Below are 25,174 nucleotides of genomic sequence, written 5' to 3' on the forward strand. Positions count from 1 at the left end.
CCGCAGCTCACCCGTGGTGGCCGATGTTCGGCAGCGAGCCGCGCGAGGCCTCGACCGCCGTCTCGCCGGAGCGGTCGAGCGCGTACTTGAAGAGGATCGGGCCGAACACCTCGTTCAGCGCGACGCAGCCGACCACGAGCGCGCGGAAGCCGGCGCCGAGGGCCGGGAACGCGCGCTCGATGGTCAGGCTGATGCCGAGGGTGAGGCCCGCCTGCGAGACGAGGCCGCACCAGGCATACTTCCGCAGCACCGGCGGGTCGTCGGCGAGGCGATTGCCGATGCGGCTCGCGACCCAGGTCACGAGCGCCCGCGACGCGCCGAACAGCAGCGCGACCGGCCACATCATCCGGAGCAGCGGCAGGTCAAGGTGCGCGCCGGCGGTCGCGAAGAAGAGCACGAACACCACGCTCGCCGCGTCCTCGACGGCGTGCACCAGCTTCTCGCCCTGCTTCGAGAGGTTCGTCACGACGAACCCGGCGACCACGAAGACGAGCAACGCGTCGAAGCGGAGATAGCGGAGCACCTCGGTGGCGCCGAAGCCGAGCGCCACGAACACCAGGATGAGCTGCCGGCCGATGAGCCGCATGTAGGCCGCGAGCGCGAGGCCGAGCGTCGTGCCGATCGAGATGCTCCCGAGGATCTCGCGGCCGAGGAGCTCGATCTCGTGCATCGACATCGTCGTGCCCGGCTCGATGAGCGGCCGCACCGTGGAGAGCGCGATCGCCGTCACGACGATGACGATGATGTCCGACGTCATCACGAACGCGAGCGTGTTCAGCGCGACGGGCCCGGTCGCGCGCGTCTGGGAGAGGATGCCCAGCACGGCCGAGGGGCTGCGGGTGACCGCGATGACGCCCCAGAGGATGGCCACGCCGAACGCCGCGGTGGTCGAGAGGTCGGCCGCGAACGGGACGAGCGAGCGCGCCGAGTAGAAGACGCCCGTCATCACCACGAAGACGAGCACCGTCTGGACGAGGTTGTGCAAGAGGAGGCTCCTCAGGCTCTTCTTGACGATGTCGATACGGAGCTCGGCGCCGCCGGCGAGCGCGATGAGCGCCAGCGCCAGCGCGTTGACCCGCGAGATCTCCTCGACGGCGTGGTGATCGACGAGCTTGAGCACGTGCGGCCCGGCGATGATGCCCGCGAGGATGTAGCCCGAGAGGTGCGGCAGGCGGAGCGGCTCGACCAGCTCGCTCGCGAGCGTCCCCGCGAGCAGGAGGAAGCCGATCGAGGCGATGGTGCCCGCGGGCCCGTGATCGTTCGGGACCGAGCGCGTCGTCGCGTAGAGCACCCCGAACAGGATCACCAGCGCGACCGCGTGCGTGAGGTGGTTCAGCGGCCCCTTGGGCGCGGACCCGTGGTGGCGGACAGCGGGCGCGCCGTCCGGCGCGGCGGGCGCGACGGGCGCGGCGGGCGCGACGGGCGCAGCCGGCGCGGCGGGCCCGGCTTCGGGGAGCGCTGCGGTGCTCACGGCGGCACCTCCCCCCGCTCTGCCGCGGGCGAGGGCGGGCTGTCGCCCTCGATCGGCGTGGCGTCGCGCGAGGCGCGGGCCAGCGCGCGGCCGAAGAAGAGCGACTCGCGCTCGGGCGCGGCGAGCTCGCCGGCCTTGCGGAGCGTGGCGCGCAGCGCCTGCGGCCCGACGAACTCGCCGAACACCGCCGCCGCGGCCGCGGTGAAGAGGACGGTGTGCCCGACCGGGCCCGGGAAGCGCAGTGCGAAGGCGAGGCCGACGCTCATGGCCATCGCGCCGGACGAGAGCAGCCCCAGGCCGAGCCAGGGCGAGGTCTCGCGCGCGTCGGGCGACGCGACGCGGAAGACGAGGCCGGTCGCGAGCTTGCCGGCCACGCGCGCCACGAGCGCGATCGCCACGATCCACGGCAGGAACGGCGCCGCCTTCGGGCTCACGTTCGCGCCGGCGAGCAGCAGCGCCGGCAGGATCACCGGCCGCTCGGTCGGCGCGACCATGGCGACGATCTCCTCGCGGTGCCTCGACACGGCGGCGATGGTCACGCCCATCGCGAACGTCGCGAGGAGCGGCGACAGGCCGACCCGGGCGCTCGTGCCCATCGTCAGCAGCGAGGTGCCGAGGAGCACGCCCCAGCTCTGGATCAGGCGGAAATCGCTGCCGAGGAGCACGACCGCGATGAGCCCGAGCACCACGCCGATGAGCGTCGTCACGATCGTCCAGCCCCAGAACGGGATCGGCCAGTGGGCCGTCGCCTGCGGGGCGAGCGCGAAGGCGGCGCCCATCATGAGCAGCGGGCCGAGGTCGTCGCAGTCGGCGATGTCGGCGACGAGGTCCGAGAGCTTGCCGCTCGCGCTGTAGCGCTGCGTGACCCAGAGCACGGCGTGCCGCGTCGTCTCGGCGGACACGGCGCCCACGCCCGCCGCGAGCAGCGCCCGCTCGCCCCGGTCGAGCGACGGCACGGCGCGCTCCGCCGCGAGCCAGACCGCGGCCGCCACGGCGCAGCCGGTCGCGAGGCTCATCAGCACGCCGAGCGCCATGCGGGACGGGCGGACGCGGCGGTTGCCGACGAAGCCGAAGTCGAGGCCGACGACCAGCGCGAGCCAGCCGAGCGCGACCCCCGCGATGGGCTCGAACGCGGCGAGCGAGGAGGGCTCGAGCAGCCCGAGCGCCGAGGGCCCGAGCACGAAGCCGAGCACCACGTACTCGGCGCCGGAGGGGAGGCCGATGCCCCGGAGCACGCGGCCGCTGACGAGCGAGCTGCCGAGGTACGACAGGACGAGCAGCCCCATCAGGAGCCAGACGGCGTTCACGAGGCGGCGCCCCGGTCCACAGGCGCCGCCGCGCCGCGCCGCGCGCGCTCGATCGGCGGCGACGCCGGCGCGCGCCCGAGCGGGATGCCGGCGGCGACGAGCGCCTGCGCCACGGCGGTGAGCCAGCGGCTGCGCACGTCGTCGCCGTCGCAGGCCATCGTGGCGCGGAAGTGCGCGCCCCCCTCGTCGATCGCGACGAGCGCGGCGCGCGCGCGGCTGCCGAGGCCCGAGCCCGTCCTGAGCAGGAGCTCCCGCACCCGCTCGAGGTCGGCGGCGGGGTCGACGCTGATCTCGACCGCAACGAGCGGAGGCCGGCCGCGGATGCGCGTCGGGTGGAACAGGCTGAGCAGGTGCGGCACGCGCACGACGCACCCGTCCTCGTCCTCGAGGCGCGCCTCGATCAGCGTCAGCTCGCGGACGCGCCCGGACCGGCCGCCCACGTCGGCGATGTCGCCGATGCGCAGGCGCCGGCCGTAGATGACCGAGAGGCCGACGGCCGCCGAGGCGACGAGCGGCGTGCTGGCGAGCCCGGCCGCCGTGAGCACCACGAAGCCGACCCGCGTGAGCGCCCCCTCGTCGGTGCCGGTGACGAGCGGCGCCGCGAGGAGCAGCGCGGCCACGAGGATGCCGAAGCGGACGAGGACCCCGGTGACGACCGCGAGGTCGGAGGGGAGCCACCCGAGCGACGTCTCGCCCCGGCTGACGCTCCCGAAGAACAGCCCCACGAAGCGGATGAGGACGATGACCGCGAGCGTCGCGACGATCGCGAGCAGGAGCACCGGGACGCTCCGCGCGATGCGCCCCATGAGCTCCGACACCGGCGCGAGCACGAAGCCGGTGAGCTTCTCGCTGTAGTCGCGCGTGGAGGCGAACAGGGAGAGCGCAAAGAGGATCCAGATGTAGGCGATGCCCACCCGGACGAGGACGCCGGCGGCGCCGAGCGCGACCGAGAGCGCGCCCTGGGAAGCGGCGGGCCGGAGCATCTCGATGCCGCGGACGCGGAGGGCCGGGAGCCGCTCCGGGTGCTCGGCGACCCAGCCGCGCGCGCGCGCGACGAGCTCGCCGACCTTGCGGAGCAGGAGCAGCGCGATGAGCCCCGAGAAGACGAGCAGCGAGAACGAGAAGACGCTCGTCGCGATGCGGCTCCGGCTCTGCTCCTTGGCGAGGACGTCGCGGACCGTGGCGGCGATCGCGGCGGCGTGCACCGTGACCGTCGTGGCGCCGGCCGCGGCGGCGTCCTCGGGCCCGAGGTGGATGAGCGGGCTCTCGCCGACGTAGACGACCGCCACGCCCGCCTGCTCGTCGATGCGGACCTCGGGGATCTTCTTCTCCTGGGCGGCGCGCTCCAGCACCTTCGCGGCCTCGCGCGCGCGCTCCGGCGGGGAGAGGTTGCCCCGGTGCACGCGGACGGCGAAGACCGTGCGGCCGAGCAGCTCGACGCGCGCCTCGGGCTGCTCGGCCAGCGGAGGCGACGGCTGAGGGTCGGGAGCGCGCGGCTCGGCCTGGTCAGCGGCCGGGGCCGGCGGCGCGGGCGCAGGCTCGGCCTGCGCGGGCGCAAGGACGACCCGCGCCGGCGCCGACGCGACCGGCGTGGGCGACGGCGCGACCTGCACGAGCGGCGGCTCCACGGGCGGAGGTGCCGCGGGCGCGGGCTGCACGGGCGGCTCCGCGGCGTGCGCGGACGGCGGCGCGGGCGCAGGCTGCTCAGGCACGGCCGTGGACGACAGCGGCGCGGCCGGCGCGGCCGTGGACGACAGCGGCGCGGCCGGCGCGGCCGTGGACGACAGCGGCGCGGCCGGCGCGGCCGTGGACGACAGCGGCGCGGGCGCGGCTTGCGCGGACGGCTTCGCGGGCGCTGCCTGCGTGGACGACGCGGCCGGCGCGGCCGTGGACGACAGCGGCGCGGCCTGCGCGGAGCGCGGGACGCCCTGCGCGGCGGGCGGCCGCGCAGGAGCGCCGCGCGCGGGGGGCTGCGCAGCGAGCGGCTGCGCGGAGGCGCGCGGCGGCGGTCCCGCGGGCGCGCCCGGCGCCGGCTCGGCGAACGCGGGCCCGGCGGGCGACGTGACGCCAGCGAGCGCTACTACAAGCGCGGGGAATAGCCGCTGCACGCCGGCACTGTCGACCGGACGCAGGGCGGCGGTCAAGCGATGGGGAGCCAGTTCGACGGCCAGCGAGCGCCCGCGCGGCGCGACGGCGCGCCTCGGCGCGATCGAGGCGCGGCGCGAGGGCTCCTCGGAACGTTCATGTCTGCCGCGCTCGCCCGATGACGGATCGCCTTGCCGCCGAGGCGGGGCGCTGGCAGGGCGGCCGCGTGGCAAGGACCAAGAAATCCGCGGCGCCGTCGCTGCTCGTCGGCGACATCGGAGGCACGAACACCCGGCTCGCGCTCTACGACGCTTCCGGCGACCGGCCGCTCTCAGAGGCCGTCTTCCGCAGCCGCGAGCACGCGAGCTTCGAGGAGATCGCCCTACCCTTCCTCGTGCGCAGCGACGCTCCCCACCCCGCCGTCGCCGTGCTCGGCGTCGCCGGCCCCATCCAGGACCACGTCGCCACGGTCACGAACCTGCCCTGGCGCCTCGCCGAGCGCGAGCTGTCGCGCCGCCTCAAGATCGCGCACATCCGGCTCGCGAACGACCTCGTGGTCGGCGCCCGGGGCTGCCTGCACATCGCGCGCGGGTCGATCACGCCGCTCACCGAGCGCAGGCCGCGGCCGAAGGGGAGCAACCTGGCCGTCATCGCCGCCGGCACCGGGCTCGGCGAGGCCCGGCTCATCTGGGACGGCGCCCGCCACCTCACGCTCCCGACCGAGGGGGGCCACGCCGACTTCGCCCCGCGCTCGGCCATCGAGGCAGAGCTGTGGCAGTTCCTCGCCGAGCGCCACCCGGATCACGTGAGCTACGAGCGCGTCCTCTCGGGCGACGGGCTCGGCGCCGTCTTCGACTTCTTCGCCGGCCGCGCCGCCCGCGTGCCGCGCGCGATCGAGCGCCGCCTCGCCGAGGGGGACCGCAACGCGGCGATCGCCGAGCTCGGGCTCGCCCGCGAGTTCCGGCCCGCCGCGCGCGCGGTCGACCTCTTCGTCGAGATCTACGGCGCCGAGGCCGGCAACCTCGCCCTGCGCGAGCTCGCGCTCGGCGGCGTCTTCGTCCTCGGCAACATCGCCCGGCACCTCGTCACCGCCCGGCGCGAGCTGTTCATGAAGTCGTTCCTGAAGAAGGGGCGCCTCGCGCCGCTCCTCCAGGACGTGCCCGTCGCGGTCGTCACCGATCCCCTGGTCGGCGTGCGGGGCGCGCTCGCCTTCGCGAGGGAGCTCGCCGCCGCGGCGGAGCCCTCGGCCCGCTCGACCTCCCGGAGGTCCTGAGCGCAGGCGAGGCGGGCCCCGCGCCGGAGCGGGGCCCGCTCAACGAGCGCCCGCGTCCCCGGCCACGCCCGCGCCGTCGGGCGAAGGGATCTCGAAGACGAACCGCGCGCCGCCGCGCGCGCCGGCCTCGACCCAGATCGAGCCCCCGTGCAGCGCGACGATCCGCTGCGCGATGTAAAGCCCGAGCCCGGCGCGGCCCGCGTGCGCGCCTTGCCGCCGGAAGCGGTCGAACACCGCCGCGCGCTCATCGGGCGCGATGCCGGCCCCCGCGTCCTCGACGGCGCAGCGCGCGCAGCCGTCGCGCGCGGCGAGCTCGATGAGCACCTCGGTCCCCCGCGGCGAGTGCCTGATCGCGTTCTCCACGAGGTTCAAGAGGACCTGGTAGAGCCGCCGCGCGTCGCCGCTCACGAACCCGGCGCCCGCGGCCTCGCGGCGGATCTGCACGCCCACCTCGGCCGCGATGGGGGCCACTGTGTCGACCACCTCGGCGACCACCTCGTCGAGGGAGAAGCGCCGCGACGCGATCTGCAGCTCCCCCGCGTCGACGAGCGCCGCGTCCAGGATGTCCGAGATGAGCGACGTCATCCTGTCGACGTTGCGCAGGAGCAGCCCCGCGACCTTCGCGCAGTGCGCGGCGGACAGGGGGCTCTCCACGTGCTCGATGAGCGTCCCCTGGAGCCGGATGGCTTGGAGCGAGGACTTGAGGTCGTGCGACACGATCGACATGAACTCCTCGCGCTGCCGCCCGAGCTCCTCGAGCCGGACGCGCGCCGCCTCGAGCTCGGCCCCCTTCGTCGCGAGCTCGCGGGTGATGTCCGCGAGCTCGTTCGCCAGCGCGATCGCGGCGTCCTCCCTCCGCCGCGCCTCGTCGCGCGCGGAGGCCCGCCCGAGGAGGATGCGCGCCCCGCCGGCGGCGGGGACCACGAGGAACTTCACCGGCTCCTGGCGCCCGTCCTCGCGGCACACCTGGAGCTCCCAGGTGGCGGCCGCCGCGTGAGCCAGGGCCGCCGAGACCTTCTCGCGGCTCGTCTCGTGGAACAGCGCCGCGACGGGCCTGCCCGGCGCCGCGGCGCCTCCGAACAACCGGCTCGCCGCGGCGCTGGCGTGGGTGATCTCGCCGCGATGCATCACGAGCAGGAGATCGTCCTGGCTCGCGAGGAGGGCGCCGAAGAGCGCCGCGGCGTCGGGCTCCGTCACCTCCATGTCCGCGCGAGCCTCACGGCCGTCGAGAGCGACGCCACGACCGCATCGGCCCCGAGCAGCTGCGCCGCGTCGGGCAGCGCCGCGACGGCGCGGCCGCCCGCGAGGACCTTCGCCCCGGGCGCCTGCTCGCGCACGCGATGGATCAGCGCCTGCGCCGAGGGCATGTGCGCCTCGAGCGTGATCGACACGGCGATGAGCCTCATCTCGCGCAGCCTGAGGTCCGCGAGCCCGCCCAGCGTCGAGATCCGCCCGCCCATGAACGTCGTCTGCCAGCCGTCGAGGGCGAGGACATCGGCGAGCATGCGCGCGCCGAACGTGTGGAGCTCGGGGTCGGCGCAGCCGACCACCGCCCTCGGGCCTCCTGCCGGCCACCGGATCAGCGGGTACAGGGAGGCGACGGCGGTCTGCGCGACCGCGGAGGCGAGGTGCTCGTCCGCCACCGTGATCCGGTTCTCGTACCAGAGGATCCCGACCTCCTCGAGGGCGGGCACGACGATGCGCTCGTAGATGTGGCCGAGCCCGTCCCCGAGCGCGGCGTGGAGCACGCTCCGCGCGGCGACGTAGTTGCCCGTCAGGAGCGCGGCCGTGAACAGACGCGCCGCAGCGCCTTCCCCCTCGACCGCCTCTGGCAGCGTCTGGTCCGACCCCATGCGTGCTACCTGCACATCGAGTCCGGAGAAGTACAGATCGCGGTGAGTTTCAGCTTCTCTCTCGCCGGCAGGCATGAATGCCTGCCGTGCCATTTCGGGCCAGGGGCGGCGGCGTCAATCCGTGCTCCGCGCGGATCTCCACCGCGCTGTCGGCCAGCACACGTCGACGACGCGCGACGCACGAGCCCGGGCGCTCGCCAGGATGCGCTCGCCACGCCCCGCTCATCCGGCCGCCGCGCTGTCGAGCAGCCAGACGAGCCGTCCCGCGCCGCCGCGCACGACGCGCGCCGGCACCTCGTCGGCCGGACCGGTCCGCTTCGCCTGCTCCAGGACCCCGCGCTTGCCCGAGCCGCGCGCGAGGAGCAGCTTCATCCGCGCCTCGCGGATCACCGGGGCCGTCAGCGTGAGCCGCGCCTCCAGCCCCTTGTCCGGCTGCGCCGGGATCGCGGCGACCAGGCGGTCCTCGATGCCCACCGCCCCTGTCCCGGGGAAGAGCGACGCCGTGTGCCCGTCGTCGCCGATCCCCAGCGTCATCAGGTCGAACGCCACCGGCGACGCGACCCCGAAGCGGGCGCGCAGGAGCCGCTCGTGGCGCGCCGCGGCCTCGGCGAGGTCGGGCGACTCCCCCTCCATGCGGAAGAAGTGCCCCTCCGGGACGCGGGCCACCGCGAGATCCCGGCGCGCGGCGCCGTAGTTCGAGCGGGGGTGGTCGGGCGCGACCGCGCGCTCGTCCACCCAGAACCACTCGGTCTGCTCCCACGGGAGCGCGAGCGCCGCGAGCCGCTGGTACGCCTCCGACGGCGTGCTCCCGCCCGAGAGCGCGATCCGCGCGACGCCGCGCGCCTCGATCGCCGCCGCGATGGCGCGCGCCATGAGCTCCGCGCCGAGGCGCGCGAGCTCCGCCGCGTCCTTCGCGACGCACGTCTCCTCTCCACCGTTCATCTCGGTCCTCCTCTCGGCCCTCAGAGGGCGCTCCAGTCCGCCGCGGCGAGCACCGCGTCGCGCAGCAGCCGATCGCCCTCCAGCGAGTCGATCGTCTTGGTCAGCACCCACGTCTCGTCCCGGTAGCCGAGCGGGTGGAGGTGCTCGGCCGACCGCGCCCCCTCCATCGTCCACCGCACCGTGGCCGGCGCCTTGTCGAGCCGCACGCACCCGAGCGTGAGCGGCTCGCCGCGGAGCGACGTCCAGAGGCGCACGCCGTCGAGCCGCCGCCACGCCTGCCCTTCGGACGGCGCCGGCGGCCCGTCGACCAGCGCGATCTCGATCGGCGCGCCGTCCGCCCCCCGCGCGCGGCCCACAACGCCCGCGGCGCCGCCCTGCCCGGGCCCCCGCGACTCGAACTTCCAGCCGAGCCGCGAGCCCATCCAGCCGAGGAACAGCGCCGCCGGATCCGGCTTCGACCCCGCGCTGCGCGCGATCTCCACCCGCCGGATCGCGCGGCACGCCTCCGGCATGTCGTCGAAGAACCGGGCCACGAGCTCGCGGAACGAGAACGTCCGCACGAACGCGCGGTCCGCGAGCGGCGCCCTCGTCCCGCGCGCGACCTCGGCGATGCGCTCGATGCACGTCTCGGCCGAGTCGAACACCAGCCGGTCGCAGATCGGCGCGAGCGCGTCGCCGAGCACGTTCGGCGCGCCCGGCGCGAGCTCGACGATCACGGCCACGTCGGAGATCGTCAGCGCGCTCACGACCGACGCCACGCGCTCGGCCGCGGCCACGCCGAACGTGAGCTCCACGCGGTCGTAGCAGATCGGCACCTCCCCGGCGCGGCGGCACGTGGCCGACCAGTCGCCCTGCACGCTCAGCGGGTCGAGCCGGTCGTCGAGCGTGATGAGCAGCGTCCGGCCCGCGTGCGTCTCCGCGAGCTCCTCGGCCTGCTCCCTCAGGCGCTCGACCTCGGCGCGGCTCCCCACCGCGACGAAGTTCATCGTCGACGCGCGCGTCTTCGGCGCCGGCTCGGCGCGCGACTCGTCGGGCGAGGACCAGAACTCGGCGAGCTCCGACTCGACCCGCTTGATCACCTCGGCGATGCCGCCCTTGCTCACGGCCGCCTCCACGCCCGCTCCGGGGCCTTGCCCTCGGCGCACGCGTTGCGCGCGTCCGCCGACGGCTCGATCAGGTCATCCGCCTCCGAGGGACCCCAGCTGCCCGCGGCATAGCGCGCGATCGGGGCGTCCTGCGTCCGCCACCCCTCGAAGATCGGATCGACGAAGCCCCACTGCGCCTCGACCTCGTCGGCGCGCGTGAACAGCGTCGCCTCGCCGCGCAGCGCGTCGAGCAGGAGCCGCTCGTACGCCTCGGGCGTGCTGGAGCCGAACGCGGCGCCGTACCGGAAGTCCATCGTCACGCCGCGGATGGCGATGCCGCTGCCCGGGATCTTCGCCGCGAACCGGAGCGAGATCCCCTCGTCGGGCTGGATGCGCATCACGAGCGCGTTCGGCTCCTCGGTGGCGCCGGGGGCGCCCTTGAACAGGCCGTGGGGGAGCGGCTTGAAGTGCAGCACCACCTCGGCCACCCGCTTCGCCAGCCGCTTGCCGGCGCGCAGGTAGAACGGCACCCCGCCCCAGCGCCAGCTGTCCACGTGGAGGCGCATCGCGACGTAGGTCTCGGTGTGCGAGTCCTTCGCGACGTCCGGCTCCTCGGTGTAGCCGGGCACCTTCTCGCCGCGCACGATGCCGGGCGCGTACTGCCCGCGCACCGTCGACTTCAGCACGTCCGGGCCCGCGATCGGCCGGAGGGTCCGGAGCACCTTCACCTTCTCGTCGCGCACCGCGTCGGCGTCCCACGACGACGGCGGCTCCATCGCGACCAGCGTGAGGAGCTGGAGCGCGTGGTTCTGCACGATGTCGCGGGTGATGCCGACCTTCTCGTAGAACTTGCCGCGGCCCTCGACGCCGATGTCCTCGGCCACGGTGATCTGCACGTGATCGACGTGCTGGCGCGACCAGAGCGGCTCGAAGATGGTGTTGCCGAAGCGGAGGACGAGGAGGTTCTGGACCGTCTCCTTCCCGAGGTAGTGGTCGATCCGGTAGATCTGCGACTCGGCCAGGTGGGCGAGCAGGTCCCGGTTGAGGGCGCGGGCGCTCTCGAGGTCCTCGCCGAACGGCTTCTCGACGACCACGTGCTGGAACGGCGCGTCCTTCGCGTGCGACGGCGGCTTGATGAGGTTCGCCTCGCGCAGGCCGCGCACGATGGGCGCGAACTGGTCGGGCGCGACCGCCAGGTAGAAGACCCGGTTCTTGCGGGTGCCGCGCTCGGCGTCGAGCCGCTCGAGCTCCGCGCCGAGGCGCGTGTACGTCTCGGCCTCGTCGAACGACCCCTGGACATAGCTGATGCCCTTCTCGAGCTCGCTCCAGGACGACTCCTCGAGCGGGCGCCGCGAGTACTTCCCGACGGCCTCGCGCATCTCCTGGGCGAAATCCGGCTTCGGGCGCCGCGCCACGCCGACCACGGCGAAGCCGCCGGTCAGGAGTCGGCTGAGCGCGAGGTTGTAGACCGCGGGCAGCAGCTTGCGCCGGGTCAGGTCGCCCGAGGCGCCAAAGATGACGAGCGCTGCCGGCGAGGCGGTGCGCTCCTCGGGCATTCCTTCGCGAAGCGGGTTCTTCTCGGCTTGAGTCATTGGATGGGCTCCGGTCGGTGACAACGTCGGGCGTGATGCTCGCGCGCCTCCGCGGCGTAGGGTAGCCCGGATCGCGCCGGCGCAACGCGGAGCAACGGGGGTGCGCGGGCGTGCGGCCCGAGCGCGCGCGCCTTCCCGCGCGTCGAGCCCGCGCGTCGAGCGCGCTCGCCTTCCCACGACCGGTGCGCGTCGCGCGAGCCCGTCGGCTCGCGGCGCCCTTCCATCCGATCGCGACCGGTACTAGGCTCCACCGCGCGATGGCCGCGCCGGTGCTCCCGCGAATCCGTGTCCCCCACCCTCACGTGCGGTGCGACATCCAGGTGCTCGCGGGCAGCCCGCACGTGCTCGGGTCGCGCGTCCCGGTCCGGCGGCTCTGGGCGTGGCACCGCGGCGGCGCGTCGGTGGAGACGCTCCTCAAGCGCTACCCGAACCTCGGGCCGGCGCGCGTGCTCGACGCGCTCGCGTTCGCCTACGACAACCAGGATCTCATCGAGGCCGACATCGCGCGCGAGCAGGCGCTCTTCGAGAAGAAGGGCGGGCCCTCGGTCGGCGCGCGCCCCCTCGCGCAGCTCAACCTGCCGTTCGACGAAGACGAAGACTGAGCGACACGGCCTGAGCGCGCGCGGCGCCGCGCCGCATCCCGGTCTCCACGGGCTCAGCTTGTTTCTTTACAGCCATCGTGACTTAAGGCAATAGGGCGCTCTATCGCTGGGGCCCGGAGTGCGGGGCTGCTCGGCATCCGCGAGCGACAGCCGCGCGGGATCGCGGCTGTCTCAGCTTTCAAGGTCGCGGCGACCGGTGTAAGGTCCGCGCCCCATGGGGTACCCGTCGAGGTGCCGGAGGGTTCTTATATGAGCGTCAATCGATGGAAGTTGTTCGCGATGCCGGTGGCCCTGCTCGGGCTGGCTTCGCCTCTCCTCGTGAACTGTGGCGGCAAGGGGATCCCGGGCGCCGACAGCCTGCCCGGCCCCGCCGGTGACCTGGCGTCCGCCGCGAGCGGCTGTGAGGAGCTGAAGAACGGCGGGATCGCCAACCTCAAGTTCGAGGGCGGCGCCGATGTCGAGGGCAAGATCAAGGGCTTCCTCGAAGCCGCGGCCTCGCTCGACAAGCTCACGGCGGACATGGAGGCGGATCTCATCGCCTCGTGCGGCAAGCTCGGCAAGGAGCTCGGCATGAGCGACGCGGACCTCAAGGCCGAGCCGGGCGGCGGCAAGGGCGCCGAGAAGGTCTGCAACGCGGTCTCGGCCAAGGTGAGCGCCGCCGTCAAGGCGAACGCCGAGGCGAAGCTCACGGTCCAGATCGAGCCCCCGAAGTGCTACGCCGACATCACCGCGATGCAGAAGTGCCTCGGCGACTGCGGCTCGCCGGTGCAGCCCGGCAAGCTCGAGGCCTCCTGCGAGGGCGGCGAGATCAGCGGCAAGTGCGACGCCGAGTGCAAGGGCAAGTGCAGCGTCGAGGCGGGCGCGGCGTGCTCCGGCACCTGCCAGGCGAGCTGCTCGGGCAAGTGCGACGCCGGCTTCAAGGGCACCTGCGGCGGCAAGTGCGACGGCAAGTGCGACGGCAAGGAGTCGAAGGGCGCGGCGTGCGCGGGCTCCTGCGAGGGCAAGTGCGACGCGAAGGCCGAGGGGTCGTGCACGGGCACCTGTGACGGCTCCTGCTCGGGCTCCTGCGAGCTCAAGGCGGGCGCGAAGTGCTCGGGCTCCTGCTCCGGCGGCTGCAGCGCCGAGATCAAGGAGCCGAAGTGCTCGGGCGAGTTCAAGCCCCCGAGCGTCGACCCGAGCTGCCAGATCCAGTGCACGGCGAAGACCGCCGGCGAGGCGAAGTGCGACCCGCCGAACGTCCGTATCGTGGCGAACGGCAAGGTGAACGCGGACGCGCAGAAGCTCGTCGCCGCGCTCCGGACGTCGCTCCCGGCGATCGCGAAGGTCCAGCTCGGGACCGGCAAGAAGCTGGCGGCGGCGGTGTCCGGCGTCGGCAAGGCGGGCGCCGAGGTCAAGGACGCGGCGCTCAAGGCCGGCGGCAAGGCTGTCGCCTGCGTCGCGGCCGCCGTCGACGCGTCGGCGAGCGCGACCGCCTCGATCGACGTGAACGTCAAGGCGAGCGCGAGCGTCAGCGGCTCGGCCAGCGGCTCGGCCAGCGGCGGGACCTGATCCCCGCAGCGGCTTGAGCCCGGACGCGGCGGCGGTCCCCTCCCGGAGGGGGCTGCCGCCGTTGTCTTTTGTGACGCCGCGGTCCGGGGGTGAAGCCTCTCTGACGTCGCCGGCCCGTCCCGGGGTGAAGCCTCTCTGACGCCCCCATCCCGGGGTGAAGCGCGATTCTGGATGCGAGCTCACGTTTTCTTCGCGGCGTCGCAGCGTGACGGTGCACGGGTCGAACTCGCGCCAGGCTCGCCCCCGATGTGACAGCCACGTTTCGTGTCCCGACAGGCCAGATGCGACGAGGGCCCTTGAAGGGCTCCGCGCGCGCCGGAGCCCGCGCCGCAGCGGTGCGCACGGCGAAAGATACCGCCCGGGTGTCCGACAGCCCGAGCCCGCGGCGCTCGCCTGCGCGCCCGCCCTGCGCGCGCCGGCGCCGCGCGGGCAGGCAGCGCGCGTCCCGCGTCCCGCGTCGCGCATCGCGGGGCCATTGCGCCCGGCACGGCGCCGCGTCCGGGGTATCATGGTGCCTCTTCGGGCGATGACGGGGAACTCGGAAGGGCAGGAGCGATGGTCGGCGGTCCCTTGATCGAGCGAGGCGCCAGGATCGGCGAGTACACGGTCGACGGGCCGCTCGGCGAGGGCGGCTTCGGCGCCGTGTTCCGCGGCCACGACGAGGCCGGGAACGAAGCCGCCATCAAGATCTTCAAGGACGTGAGCGCCCAGAACGTCGGGCAGCTCTTCGCCCAGCAGAACGAGATCGAGGCGCTGCTCCGGCTGCGCCACCCGTCGCTCGTGAAGCTCTGCTCGTATGGCGTCCTCGACGGCGTCGGCCTCTACCTGGCGATGGAGCTCGTGCGCGGCGAGACGCTCGACAGGTACCTCGCACGGATGGGCCCGCTCGACACGATCGAGGCCCTGCGCATCGCGCGCCGCGTGGCCGAGGCGCTCGCCCATTGCCACGCGCTCAACGTGCTGCACCTCGACCTCAAGCCGAGCAACATCGTCCTCACCGATCCGTACGAGCCGCGGCTCAAGATCCTCGATTTCGGCCTGGCGACGCTGACGGTGAGCTTCCAGCCCGAGCACGTCCGGGTGAACGCCGGCACCATCGCCTACCTGGCGCCCGAGTGCCTGAAGCGGGGCGCGTTCGCGCGGCCGAGCCCCCGGATGGACCTCTACGCGGTCGGCGTCGTGCTCTACGAGCTGCTCTCGGGCCGGCTCCCGTTCAAGGACGGCACGGTCGACAGCGTCATCAGCCAGAAGGTCTACGGCAACCTCGTGCCGCTCTCGCAGGTGGCCCCGGAGACGCCGGCGCCGGTCATCGCGCTCGTGGACGAGCTCATGGAGCGCGACCCCGCGCGGCGCTTCTCGAGCGCGGCGCGGCTCTGCGCGCGGCTCAAGGAGCTCTATTACGTCACGCTCCACGGCGCCTCGCCCTCGCAGCCCGCGGCGGAAGAGCCCGCGCCCGAGCGCGACGGCTCCTCGTCCGAGGCGCTCGACGACGCGCCGTTCATCGGCCGCGAGCAGGAGCTCGGGCGGCTCACGGAGCTCCTCCAGGCCGCCGTGTGGGGCCAGCCGCGGCCGGCCGTGGTGGTCGGCGACACGGGCGTCGGCAAGAGCCGCCTCGTCGCCGAGCTGCTCCGGAACGTCGAGCAGGCGGGAACGGCGATCGTCGCGTACGGCCGGTGCAGGGAGCTCTCGGGGCTCGTCCCCTACTCGGCGCTCCGCGAGGCGCTGACGCAGGTCGCGCTCTGGCTGGAGCGGCACGGCGACAACCGCGCCGCGCGCATCCGCCGGCTGGTGAGCCTCGTGGTCGCCGAGGACACCGGCCTGCTCCAGGGGCTCGTCCCCGAGCTCATCCGCGCGGTCGGGCTCGCCGACGAGGGCGGCGCGATCGGCCCGGGCGGCACGCGCTGGATCGCCGATCTGATCCTGCGCCTGCTCGGCGCGATCTCCGAGGAGATCCCCGTCGTCTTCGCCATCGAGGACGTGCACTGGGCCGACGAGGCGACGCAGGAGGTGCTCCTGCGGCTCTCGGACCAGCTCGGCGACATGCCGGTCCTGCTGCTGGCCACGGCCCGCCCGCCGTTCCCGGGCGCGCGCACCTCGTCGTTGCCCCCGCCGGGCTCGTCCGGGCTGCGCGCGGCGCCTGGCTCGCCCGGCTCGTCGCCGATGACGCCCCGCTCGGCGGGGTGGCTCGCGTGGAAGGACGTCGAGCGCCTCGACCTCGGCCCGCTCCCGCCCGACGCGAACCGGGCGCTCCTCTCCACGCTGAGCCGCGGCGCGGGCGACGAGCTCGTGCAGGAGCTCGTGCGCCGCGTCCCGCTGCTCGGCGCCGGCAACCCGCTCTTCAACATCCAGGTCGTCCGCAACATGGAGACCGAGGGCTTCCTGCAGCGCGGCCGGGGCGGCGCGCTCGAGCTCTCGCGCGCCGACGCGCACTACCGCGCGCCGGCCTCGGTCTCGGACGTCCTCGCCCGCAGCATCGAGGCGCTCGATCCCACGGCGGTCCAGGTCCTCGCGGTCGCGGCGCTCATCGGCCGCCAGTTCCAGCGCGACGACCTCGTCGCGCTCGGCCTGTTCGACCCGGAGGAGGTCGACCGCGCCCTGCGCGACGCGGCCGCGCACCACGTCTGCCTGAGCGAGGACGGGCGCCTCACGTCGTTCTCCCACGACGCGGCGCGCGAGCAGCTCGCCGCCCGCGTGCCGCCCGAGGATCGCGGCGAGGTCCACCGGCGCATCGCGCGGCGCATCGAGCTGCGCGGCGGCGATCCGGGGACGCTCGCGCACCACGTCGAGCGCGCCGGCGAGCTCGACCGCGCCGCCTCGACGTACCTGCTCGCGGCGAGCGAGGCCGATCGCCTCCAGGACCCGCACGGCGCGATCCGGCGGCTCAAGCAGGCGCTCGCGCTGCTCGAGCGGCTGCCGCTCGACCCCGCGCGCATCGAGCTCCGGGCCCGCTGCGCCCACGAGCTCGCGCGCGTCGCGTGCCTGCTCGGCAGCACGGCGGAGCCGCTCGATCTGCTCCGCCGCACGCAGGGCGCGCTGCCGGAGACCCCGCTCGTGACGGCGGCGCTCTCCAGCGCGCTGTCGCGCGTACACTACGTGCGGGGCGAGTTCGCGGACGCGGTGGCGCACAGCCGCAAGGCGCTCCAGGCGATCGGCGCGAGCCCCGAGCTCCGCCCGTACCAGTGCCTGCCCGCGAACATCCTCGGGCGCGCGCTGTGCGCGGCCGGCAAGGTCGGCCCCGCGACCGAGCCGCTCCGCCGCGGCTGCGAGCTGGCCGAGGCGGCGGGCGAGTACATCGAGCTGTGCCACTCGCGCGGCATCCTGTGCGTCGCGCTGAGCCAGTCGGGCCACTACGCCGAGGCCGAGCAGAGCGCCGCGGACGCCGCGCGCCTCGCCGAGCGCCTGCGCGACCCGGTGCGGCTGCTCGGCACGTGGTTTTACTACGCGGTGCTCGCCGAGGGCCGGTTCGACTGGGATCTCGGCGTCCGGTCGACCGCGCAGCTGCTCTCGTACGCCGAGGAGCACGGCCTGAGCGGGCTCTACCTGTACGTCGGCACGATGTACGCGGGCCGGCACCAGTTCCACGTGGGCCACCTGGCGCGGGCCCGCGTGCTCATCTCGAACGCGTGCAACCTCAGCGGCGTGCTGGGCATCGGCATGGGGCGCGGCTGGGCCGAGGGGTACCTCGGCGACGTGTTCTTCGTGCAGGGCTCCCTCCCGGAGGCGCTCGCGGCCTACGAGCGGGCGATCGAGATCGGCTCGGCCGGGACGGGCGACGCCTACGCGGTGGGCCTCGGCCGGGTCGGCTGGCTGCACACGTCGGCGCTGCAGGGCCGCGACGCCGGGGAGCTCAGGGCGTACGCGCGGGAGACGCTCGAGTTCATCCGCGCCTCGGGCAACCGGACGCAGCTGGTCACGGCGCTGGAGCGGTGCGCCGAGGCGTTCGACGTGCTCGGCGACGAGGTCGAGGCGCGCGACGTGCGGGCCGAGCGCACGGTGCTCGTGGAGGAGCTCGGGCTGGAGGAGCCGACGTTCTGGCCGCGTCCCCCGGCCGAGGCGGGGTTCCAGGGCTCGGCGCGGGAGTACTGGACCGGGCTGCCCCGCGAGCTCCGGGCTTCCTACGGGCCGAGCAGCCTCGGGACGACGCAGATCGTGGCCAAGACCGTGGCGGGGCTCGCGGAGGCGGCGACGCTCGCCGTGCCGGAGGAGGAGATCGGCGCGCCGACGATCGTGGCGATCCCGCGCCTCCGCCACGTGACGCTGCTGGAGACGCTCGCCTCGGTGGAGGGCTTCATCCCGCGCTTCGATCCGGAGGCCCCGCCGGTCGCGAAGTGACGGCGGTCGGCGGCCCGCGCGGCCCGCGCGGGCTGCGCTCAGCCGTCGCCGGTGGGGCGCGCCTTGCGCCGGTCGGCGGCCCGGGGGCGCGCGAGCGCCTCGCGCACGCGGGCGTGGTCGAGCGGGTCGCGGTCGTCGAGGGCGAGCTCGACGTGGTCCATGCGGTCGCTCCCCCAGAAGAGCTCGTCGCCCACGAAGGTCGTCGGCACCCCGAACACGCCCCGGCCGACCGCGCGCTCGGTGCCCTGCCGGAGCGCCTCCTTGGCGGCCGGCGCCGACGCCCGCTCGATGAGCGCGCGGCTGTCGAGCCCCTCGCGCTCGAGCGCGCCCGCGAGCTCGTCGCGCGAGCCGAGGTCGATGCCCTGCCCCCAGCCGGCCCGGAAGATGGCGGCGACGACCCGGCGCTGCTCCGCGCCGGCGACCTCGGGCAGCGACAGCCGCAGGGCGAGCAGCGGGTTGAACGGGTGGTACTTCGGACAGGAGAGCTCGATGTTGTGGAGCCGCGCGACGCGGAACGCGTCCTTGTAGGCCCACTCGCGCTTCGGCGGGATCTCGGCGGGCCCGAGCTGGCCCCAGTGGTCGAGCAGGCCGGCGAAGAGCACCGGGTGCACGCCGAGCTCCGCGCCGCGGCGGTCGCAGATCTCCTGGATGCGCAGCCAGGCGAAATAGGCGTAGCCAGAGATGTAATCGAAGTAGAAATCGACGCGGCCGGGCATCGCGGGCCTCCGTGGGGTGCTCATTGCGCTGCGCCGCGCCGGCCTCCTGGCGGGCCCTGGCGCGCCGCCCGGGATCGTACCATGGTGATCGGTGCTATCCCTCGTTCAGCGCGGCGCGCGCGGTGAACGTGGCGCGGGCGGCGCGGCGCCGGCCGGTCCGGTCGAGGTCGTGCGCACGGCGCTCGCCCACGTCTGGGCGATGCTGTTCCTGGTCGTGCTGCTCCCGGTCGGCCTGCTCTGCTTCCCCTTCGATCCACGGCAGCGGATGCACGATCGGCTCTCGGTCGTGTGGGCGCGCGGGGCGCTCTGGCTGGTCGGCGTGCGCGTCGAGGCCGAGGGTGTCCAGCACGCGCGGCCGGGCGAGCGCTACGTGATCGCGGCGAACCACCAGAGCGCGCTCGACATCCTCGCGCTCCTGGTGGTGCTGCAGGGGCGCACGCCGCTCCGTTTCCTGGCGAAGCGCGCGCTGTTCCGCGTGCCGGTGCTCGGCTGGGGCATGCGCCTGTACGGCCACACGCCGGTCGACCGGCGGGCGCGCGGCGCGCTCGCGGATCTCGGCGAGGCGCGGCGGAACGTGATGCAGCGGTGGTCGACGGTGTTCTTCCCCGAGGGGACGCGGAGCGCGACGGGGGCGCTGCTGCCCTTCCGGCTGGGCGCCTTCCGGACCGCCTCGGCCGCGGGCGCGCGCGTCCTGCCGGTGACCGTCGATGGCGCGGGCGCGCTCCAGCCGAAGGGCCGCTATGCGGCCGCGCCCGGCGTGGTGCGGGTGGTGGTCCACCCGCCGCTCGATCCGCCGGGGGCGTCGCTCGACGAGCTGCGCGCCACGATGGAGGCGTGCAGGGCCGCCGTGGCGTCGGCGCTGCCGGAGGGGCTGCGCGAGGCGTCCGGGCGGGCCGAGGGGGCGCCGCGAGGGCCAGGCTGAAGCCGGCGAGGGCGTGAGGGGGAGCGGCTGGTCAAGCGCGTCCGCGCCAGCAGCGATGTTCACCCGTCCTGCCCACTCACGCCTTCAACCATCGTACGTTCTTCGTCTTGCCGTAATCGATGATGGCGCGATCACGCGTCACGAGCGTCGCGCCGCGGCATCGAGCCGTGGCGACGATCATCCGATCTGCCGGATCACCATGGAACTCCCCGGGTAGCTCCACGCTATCCACCGCGACGCTCGGATCGAGCGGCGCGACGCGGACCCCCGAGCGAGCGATGGCCGTGTCGACCCACTCGCGGGTAGGCATGCTCAATCGAATGCGCCCCTTGCTCGCGAGCATGGCGATTTCCCAGACCGTGATCGCCGCGATCCAGAGCTCACCAGCCTCCGCGGCGCGCCCGATGCGCCTCGTGGCCTCTGCGGAGAGCTTGACGCCGTCCATGGCGTGGACCCATACGTGGGTATCGAGGATCACCGCATCAGGTGCGCTCTGCATCCCAAGCCTCCCCGGTCGAGAAGAGGTCGTCTCCCCGGTGAAGGATCGTGCCCCGCATACAACCAAAGATGGCCGGTGGACTCTCTGTGTCGACCGGAACGAGCTTGACGAGCGGGCGCCCGCCCTTCGTCACGACGATTGGAGTGCGCTTGGTCGCGACCTCCTCCATCAGCTTCAAGCAGTGGGCCTTGAACTCGCCTGCGGGGACCTCGACCTTCGGCTTCATGATCGCAGTCACCGTGGCATGTTCGCTGGTGCCTGTCGACGCCCGTCGCCGGCATTCGCGCGCATCAGCCTGTCCGTGCCCGGCGGATACTCCTCCGCTGCGCAGCAAGCTCTAGCCCGACGGCTCCGGCGCGACGGCGGGGCGGCGACGGTCGCTCGCGAGCAACACCGCGAGGCCGGCGACGGCCACCGCCGCGGCGGCGGCGAACATCGCCAGGTAGCCGAGACCGCGGATGATCAGGCCGAGCAGCGGTGCGCCGAGCAGCGTCCTGGCGTCGAACAGCGCGGAGAAGACGCCGCGCTCCGCTCGGCCGGGCGCGCCCGCGCCCCGCGGCGATCGCGCCATGATAGCGTGTGGCCTTCCCCTGGGCGTGTACGGAGGTATCCCTGTGAGTCAGAACACCGTGAGCCTTCCTCCTGACGTGAAGAGCGCGCCTGCGCCGTGGACGCTGACCGGCGACGCCTACATCGCGATGCTCGAGCTCCCGGAGCGGGTGCTCCGCGAGCAGAGCTTCATCCCGGAGGCGCTCCGTTCGCGCTTCGAGGGCCGATACAGCTTGCTGATGGCGATCGACTACACGTCCTCGAACGTGGGGCCCTATCGCGAGCTCCTGTTCATCCCCGGGCGCTTCCGCACGCGCCGCGGCCTGCTCTGGTCGATCAGCAAGATCTACGTCGATTCGTGGGACAGCGTGGTCAACGGGCAGCGCAACTGGGGTATCCCCAAGGAGCACGCCGACTTCGAGCTCGTGCGCGAGGGCGACGGCAGCGAGCGACTGCGGGCCTCGCAGGGGGGCGAGGTGTTCGCCGACGTGCGCTTCGCGCCCGCGGGGCCGAGCCTGCCCGCCGGGACCGCGCTTGTGCCCGCGCACTGGCGCGGGCTGGTGCACCACCGCGAGGGGCAGGACCTCTTCTGCTGGCCGACCGCGCGCGGGAGCGTCCGCCTCGCGCGGCTGCTCGAAGCGCGCGTCGACCCCGCGCGCATGCCGCCCCTCGACGAGCGCCGGGTCGTGTTCGCCGCCCGGCTCTCCGGGTTCAGGGCCGAGTTCCCCGTGGCCGACGTCGAGCCCCCGGGCGCGGGCTGAGCCGGCACACCGCGGCGGATCGCCAGGCGCCGGCAGAGATCGAAGCTGGTGGAGGTGAGCGCAGGCCTGGCCGCGGCGGCGCGCCTCGGATCCGTCGCGGCGGCATGAACCGACCCATTCCGGGATTGGCCTGCTCTTTCTCATCCACATGTCATGTGACGGAAACCCCCTGAGGGTTGACGCCGCGAGGGAGGCGCAGGTACCGTCCCTCACCTGCGTTGCGCTCCACGTTCGCTGTGGATCTGTAGATGCTCGGTGCCGCGACCCGCCTTGTGAGCCCGGCTGACGCCCGGAGCATCGCCGGGACGCCGCGACGAAGCGGTGTTTCGACGGTGAATAGAGAGGTCGGCGTGATGATCGAGGGGCTGTGGTGACGACACCGGGGGCCGAGCAGATGCGTTCGAAGGAAGGCCGGCGCGCGGCGAGGTACGTCGTCGCCGTCGCGATCTACTCGTGCGGAGCGAGCACACTGACAGGGTGCCCGTACGCCGACACTTGCTGGGAGGTGGCGGCGTGCGCCCCTGATCCGGAGCCGCCGCCCGGTCCTTGCGCGGGAGAGCCCGGCACGGCGCCGGCGCTCGACGAGTGCGGGGTGTTCGTCAGCGAGCAGGGCAACGACAACAGCCCTGGCACGAAGGGCGCGCCGGTGAGGACCTTGCAGCGCGCCATCGGGCTCGCCGCGAGCGGGCGAAGCAACGGCGAGGCGCCGACCCGGCGCGTGTACGCGTGCGGCGAGGCGTTCGAGGAGGCGATCTCGCTCCCGCAGGGCGTCGACCTCTGGGGCGGCCGTCTGTGTGCCGGCGATTGGTCCTACGGAGGGCCGCTCGACGGGCAGAGCGCGTCGACCGTCATCGCGCCGCCCGTGGGGATCCCGGTGCGGGTCCTCGGGGCGGACGACGCGGCCGTCGAGGGGGACGACGTGACGTCGGTGATCTTCGGCGTCCGCGTCGTGGCGGCCGACGCCTCCGCGAGCGACGGCCAGTCGTCGATCGCGATGCTCCTGAGCCCCGGGGCCAGGGCGATCGTGCGGGCGAGCGAGATCTTCGCAGGCGACGCGAAGGACGGGGAGCCGGGCGAGGACGCGCCGAGCTCCCGCGCGAGCGCCGGCGCGCTGGGGAACAACGGCGTGGACGCGTGCACCGCGGACGAGCCGCCGGGCGCCCTTCCGGCCGTGACCGTGTGCGACGACGGCATCGAGTCGGCGGGTGGCCAGGGGGGCCAGGGAGGCCTCGATACGGGCGGCGACGGGACGTCAGGACTGCCGGAACCGGTCGGGACCCCGGACCATCGCGGCCTGGCTGGCGATGGCGCGTCCAGCATGCCGTGCAGGGATGGGGGGCGGGGAGCAGACGGCGCCGATGCGGAGCGCGCTGCCGGGGCGGTTGGCCCTGGCCGTCTGGGCCTCGACGGATGGGTCGGCGTCCGCGGGGAGGACGGGAAGCCGGGCGGCGTCGGCCAGGGCGGCGGCGGGGGTGGCGGCGGCAAGGGGCGCGACTCCACCAGGAACGCGTGCCCGGCGGATCGCCCCCAGGGCGGTGCGGCCGGCGGATCGGGCGGCAGCGGCGGCTGTGGTGGCAAGGGGGGCACGGGGGGCGGCTACGGCGGCGCGAGCATCGGGATCGTGGCCCTGCAGGGGAGCGAGCTCACGGTCGGTGACGACAGCACGGTCCTCGGGGCCAAGGGCGGCGATGGCGGCGTCGGCGGAACGGGCCAGTGGGGAGGCTTTGGCGTCGGCGGCGGCCGAGGCGGACGCCTTCTTGTGACCGACACGTCGCAAGGGTGCGACGGCGGCCGCGGCGGCAATGGCGGCCGCGGGGGCGATGCGGGCGGCGGTCTCGGGGGCCACTCGCTCGGCATCGGCTCCATGGGCGCCTCCGTGACCCTGCTGCCGCATGCGACGGTCTCGCCCGGCCAAGCTGGCACCGGGGGGCTCGGCGCCAACGCAGCCCCGGGAAGCAACCTCGGCCAGGGGCGAGACGGGACTTCGCTGTTCTGGTACCGGTTCGATGCGCCAACCCCGGAGCCGCCTCGATGAACCGCCCTGTGCTGGTGGCGCACGTCAGGAGACGCCCATGAGGAAGACCACCGCTGCTACTCTCGTCCTCCTGTTGTCGCCGTGGGCCGCCGGCTGCGGAACTGCTCCCGGCGTGAACGACCCTGGTGTGACGCCTTGCGAAGGCACCTCGTGCGAGGACGAGCCGCCCCCGGAGTCGGTCTGCGCCGAGCATGTCGCCGCCGATATCCTCGACGACGGCTGCGGCGTGTTCCTCGCCGGAAACTACGGTTTTGGCGACGACAGGAACCCGGGCACGAAGGCAAAGCCGGTGTACACCGTCGCGCGCGCCATCGAGCTCGCGCGCGCTGGACGAGGGCGCGTGTTCCTCTGCAATGATGGCTTCGTGGTGGGTCAGATCAGGGTGCCCTCCGGCGTGGATCTCCTCGGGGGCTTCCACTGCCGGAGATGGGACCGCGACCCCTTGCGCCCGCAGACCACGTTCTCTCACGATATGATCTCCGGCCCCATGGTGATCGTCGAGCCCGCGGGCCCCGAGGACAGCGGGGCAGCGGACGGGGTGTCGACGCTCGCCGATCTCTACGTCCGCTCGGCGGGCGAGGTCGGCGTGCTCGTTCAGTCCAACACCGCGGTGGAGATCCTGCGGAGCGATATCTCCGCCCGCCGAGGAGAGGGTGGCAGCGAAGGCGAGCCGTGGCCGACGATCCAACCGGACGGACCGGATGGCATGTTCGCTGAAAAGGCGTGCTCGGCGGCCGTCGTCGCCGGCGGGCCTGCGGCCGTGAACCGGTGCGAGAGCGGGCTCACGAGCGTTGGCGGCAAGGGGGGAGACGGGCTGCCCGACAGCGCCGAGGATGGAGGCGACGGTGAACCGTCCGACTTCTGGCCGCCCGCATATGGCGGCATCGGGGAGCGGGACGACCGCAGCTGCGACAGAGGAGCCGATGGCGGCCCGGGCGCTCCGGGGACGCAGGGCGCCCCCGGCAAGGGCATCGGGCGACTCACCGAGACAGGGTGGGAGGGCGACGCGGGGGCCGAGGGGACCTGGGGCACGCCGGGCCAGGGCGGCGGCGGCGGCGGCGGTCGTCGGGGCGGGCTCGCCGCATGCGGCGTGGCCTCCAGGGGAGGCGCGGGAGGAGGCTCGGGCGGGGCCGGCGGTTGCGGAGGCCGCGGGGGCCGCGGGGGCGCGAACGGACAGCCGTCCATCGGCCTCCTCGCGCTGCACGCCCGGGTGACGGTGCGCGACACCAGGATCACCTCGGACTTTGCGGGCTGGGGCGGCGATGGCGGGGAACCCCAGGACGGCGGCCGAGGCGGCCGAGGCGCACCGGGCGCCGCCCAGGCGGACATCTTGGTGGGCTGCAGTGGCGGCAGGGGCGGCGAGGGAGGGCCCGGCGGGTACGGCGGCCCTGGGCGCGGCGGCGACTCGATCGGCATCGCCTACGTCGACGAGGACCAGCTCACGCTCGACGGCGTCACGATCGAGACCGGACAGCCGGGCAAGGGCGGCACGAGCTGGAACCACGATGGCAGCACGACGGTGGGAGAGAGCGGCGAGGCCCACGAGACGCTCCGCTTTCCGGAATAATCGCAATCACGTCACGGGAGGAGGGCGCGGATCTC

20 protein-coding genes are annotated in these 25,174 nt (G+C 74.2%); 8 read left to right on the top strand and 12 right to left on the bottom strand.

Translation table 11 applies throughout. From position 1 onward, the window contains the following. Positions 1-7: 7 nt before the first annotated feature. The 3 genes from WME85_RS27005 to WME85_RS27015 are packed head-to-tail and all read right to left on the bottom strand — an operon-like array spanning position 8 to position 4,886. Positions 8-1,471, bottom strand: a complete 1,464-nt coding sequence (locus WME85_RS27005; protein ID WP_437825238.1) for a cation:proton antiporter — start codon at positions 1,469-1,471, stop codon at positions 8-10. After that, positions 1,468-2,778, bottom strand: a complete 1,311-nt coding sequence (locus WME85_RS27010; protein ID WP_437825239.1) for a cation:proton antiporter — start codon at positions 2,776-2,778, stop codon at positions 1,468-1,470. The genes WME85_RS27005 and WME85_RS27010 overlap by 4 nt, the downstream gene beginning before the upstream one ends. Next, positions 2,775-4,886, bottom strand: coding sequence for a mechanosensitive ion channel family protein (locus WME85_RS27015; protein WP_437825240.1), 2,112 nt, complete (start codon positions 4,884-4,886; stop codon positions 2,775-2,777). The genes WME85_RS27010 and WME85_RS27015 overlap by 4 nt, the downstream gene beginning before the upstream one ends. Positions 4,887-5,041: 155 nt before the next feature. Between WME85_RS27015 and WME85_RS27020 the strand changes: the two genes are divergently transcribed. After that, a complete protein-coding gene (locus tag WME85_RS27020; RefSeq protein ID WP_437825241.1) occupies positions 5,042-6,136 on the top strand; it encodes a glucokinase in 1,095 nt (364 codons plus the stop codon). Positions 6,137-6,175: 39 nt separating this feature from the next. Here the strand turns inward: WME85_RS27020 and WME85_RS27025 are convergent, their stop codons facing one another. The 5 genes from WME85_RS27025 to zwf all read right to left on the bottom strand — a co-directional run bounded on the left by WME85_RS27025 (position 6,176) and on the right by zwf (position 11,608). After that, entirely contained in the window at positions 6,176-7,339 is a 1,164-nt protein-coding gene (locus WME85_RS27025) for a sensor histidine kinase (RefSeq protein WP_437825242.1), read from the bottom strand. Next, positions 7,330-7,989 (bottom strand): cobalamin B12-binding domain-containing protein, encoded by a 660-nt coding sequence (locus tag WME85_RS27030; RefSeq protein ID WP_437825243.1) that lies wholly within the window; start codon positions 7,987-7,989, stop codon positions 7,330-7,332. Before WME85_RS27030 ends, WME85_RS27025 begins: the two co-directional genes overlap by 10 nt. Positions 7,990-8,211: 222 nt before the next feature. Beyond that, on the bottom strand, positions 8,212-8,931 hold the full coding sequence (pgl, locus tag WME85_RS27035) for a 6-phosphogluconolactonase (RefSeq protein WP_437825245.1): 720 nt from the start codon (positions 8,929-8,931) through the stop codon (positions 8,212-8,214). Between the two features lie 20 nt (positions 8,932-8,951). Further along, on the bottom strand, positions 8,952-10,034 hold the full coding sequence (locus tag WME85_RS27040) for a glucose-6-phosphate dehydrogenase assembly protein OpcA (RefSeq protein WP_437825246.1): 1,083 nt from the start codon (positions 10,032-10,034) through the stop codon (positions 8,952-8,954). Beyond that, a complete protein-coding gene (zwf, locus tag WME85_RS27045) occupies positions 10,031-11,608 on the bottom strand; it encodes a glucose-6-phosphate dehydrogenase (protein ID WP_437825247.1) in 1,578 nt (525 codons plus the stop codon). Before zwf ends, WME85_RS27040 begins: the two co-directional genes overlap by 4 nt. A gap of 257 nt (positions 11,609-11,865) precedes the next feature. Between zwf and WME85_RS27050 the strand changes: the two genes are divergently transcribed. From WME85_RS27050 to WME85_RS27060, 3 genes are all read left to right on the top strand, one after another. Then, positions 11,866-12,210: a DUF433 domain-containing protein gene (locus WME85_RS27050; protein WP_437825248.1), complete on the top strand. Its 345-nt coding sequence runs from the start codon at positions 11,866-11,868 to the stop codon at positions 12,208-12,210. A 249-nt stretch (positions 12,211-12,459) separates the two neighbouring features. Continuing rightward, a complete protein-coding gene (locus WME85_RS27055) occupies positions 12,460-13,758 on the top strand; it encodes a hypothetical protein (protein ID WP_437825249.1) in 1,299 nt (432 codons plus the stop codon). A 570-nt stretch (positions 13,759-14,328) separates the two neighbouring features. Continuing rightward, entirely contained in the window at positions 14,329-18,090 is a 3,762-nt protein-coding gene (locus WME85_RS27060) for a serine/threonine-protein kinase (RefSeq protein ID WP_437825250.1), read from the top strand. 38 nt (positions 18,091-18,128) lie between these two features. Here the strand turns inward: WME85_RS27060 and WME85_RS27065 are convergent, their stop codons facing one another. Further along, entirely contained in the window at positions 18,129-18,806 is a 678-nt protein-coding gene (locus WME85_RS27065) for a 2-hydroxychromene-2-carboxylate isomerase (RefSeq protein ID WP_437825251.1), read from the bottom strand. Between the two features lie 91 nt (positions 18,807-18,897). Here WME85_RS27065 and WME85_RS27070 point away from each other — a divergent pair, with 91 nt between their 5' ends. Continuing rightward, complete coding sequence (locus tag WME85_RS27070; protein WP_437825252.1) at positions 18,898-19,728, top strand: lysophospholipid acyltransferase family protein; 831 nt, start codon at positions 18,898-18,900, stop codon at positions 19,726-19,728. Positions 19,729-19,804: 76 nt separating this feature from the next. Here the strand turns inward: WME85_RS27070 and WME85_RS27075 are convergent, their stop codons facing one another. The 3 genes from WME85_RS27075 to WME85_RS27085 form a co-directional block, all read right to left on the bottom strand. Then, entirely contained in the window at positions 19,805-20,227 is a 423-nt protein-coding gene (locus WME85_RS27075; RefSeq protein WP_437825253.1) for a type II toxin-antitoxin system VapC family toxin, read from the bottom strand. Beyond that, positions 20,211-20,453: a type II toxin-antitoxin system Phd/YefM family antitoxin gene (locus WME85_RS27080; RefSeq protein WP_437825254.1), complete on the bottom strand. Its 243-nt coding sequence runs from the start codon at positions 20,451-20,453 to the stop codon at positions 20,211-20,213. Before WME85_RS27080 ends, WME85_RS27075 begins: the two co-directional genes overlap by 17 nt. Before the next feature lie 111 nt (positions 20,454-20,564). Further along, positions 20,565-20,798 carry a hypothetical protein gene (locus tag WME85_RS27085; protein WP_437825255.1) on the bottom strand — a complete coding sequence of 78 codons (234 nt, stop codon included), beginning with the start codon at positions 20,796-20,798 and terminating at the stop codon, positions 20,565-20,567. Positions 20,799-20,841: 43 nt separating this feature from the next. On the opposite strand from WME85_RS27085, the gene WME85_RS27090 reads away from it, so the two are divergent. The 3 genes from WME85_RS27090 to WME85_RS27100 all read left to right on the top strand — a co-directional run bounded on the left by WME85_RS27090 (position 20,842) and on the right by WME85_RS27100 (position 25,139). After that, positions 20,842-21,537, top strand: a complete 696-nt coding sequence (locus tag WME85_RS27090; RefSeq protein ID WP_437825256.1) for an acetoacetate decarboxylase family protein — start codon at positions 20,842-20,844, stop codon at positions 21,535-21,537. A gap of 394 nt (positions 21,538-21,931) precedes the next feature. Next, complete coding sequence (locus WME85_RS27095; RefSeq protein WP_437842365.1) at positions 21,932-23,572, top strand: DUF1565 domain-containing protein; 1,641 nt, start codon at positions 21,932-21,934, stop codon at positions 23,570-23,572. A 37-nt stretch (positions 23,573-23,609) separates the two neighbouring features. Then, positions 23,610-25,139 (top strand): hypothetical protein, encoded by a 1,530-nt coding sequence (locus tag WME85_RS27100; RefSeq protein ID WP_437825257.1) that lies wholly within the window; start codon positions 23,610-23,612, stop codon positions 25,137-25,139. The last annotated feature ends 35 nt before the right edge of the window (positions 25,140-25,174 follow it).

Source organism: Sorangium sp. So ce1153 (genome assembly GCF_051521595.1).
Lineage (GTDB): Bacteria > Myxococcota_A > Polyangia > Polyangiales > Polyangiaceae > Sorangium.